Here is a 696-nt window from a genome sequence, read left to right on the forward strand (position 1 = left end):
CGGCCGTCCGCGCCCGGTCGCGTGACGCACCAGGCCTCGCTCAACGCCGTGGTGTCGATGGTCAGGCGCAATTGCCCGCCGCCGAGCACCAGCGACGGGTCGCCCCGGGCCGACCAGGGCGTCATCCAGCCGCTCTGGACATGGGTGCAGCCCTCGAGTTCCAGGGTGACACGACGCCGCAGCGGACGCTCGAGGACAGCGACGAAGGCATCGACGGACAGCCGTTCGGCGCCATGCCCCGCCAGCAGGCGATTGGCGGTGAGCCGACTCAAGCGATAGCGCCGCAGCAGACGCTCGGCATCCTCGCGCGAACCCAGCCCGCGCCACTCGGCCCGTAGCGTCTCGACGTCGGGCGGCGTCTCGGTCACGGCGTCGATCGTCTGCACGAAGGCCGGGGGCCGAGCGTCGGTCGCGGCCTCGAGTTGCCGCCAGCCCCGGTTATCGATGTCGGCGATCACCAGACGGTGCACCGAGCGCCCGGTGCGATCGAAGATCTGCAGGCTGTGCATCGCGCCCCCGCCATAGTCATCGTCGATCAGGCAGGCCCAGTACCAGTTGGGCAGGAACCAGCGCATCAGCAAGTCGGGGCGCCGGACCGGCGTGACCCGACGCTGCTCCGGCAGATAGCCGTTGTGCGCCAGCTGGACATCGTGGCTGACCAGTTCGGCGTGCTCGCCGTGCGTGACGGCACTGACC

The 696-nt window shown here is 70.5% G+C and carries 1 protein-coding gene; it reads right to left on the bottom strand.

Annotation, left to right across the window (positions count from 1 at the left end; all coding sequences use genetic code 11):
• Positions 1–696 (bottom strand): ChuX/HutX family heme-like substrate-binding protein (locus tag D0901_RS21015; protein ID WP_162500937.1); only part of this gene is annotated, 696 nt, incomplete at both ends.

The organism is Modicisalibacter coralii (assembly GCF_004117855.1).
GTDB classification, from domain to species: domain Bacteria; phylum Pseudomonadota; class Gammaproteobacteria; order Pseudomonadales; family Halomonadaceae; genus Modicisalibacter; species Modicisalibacter coralii.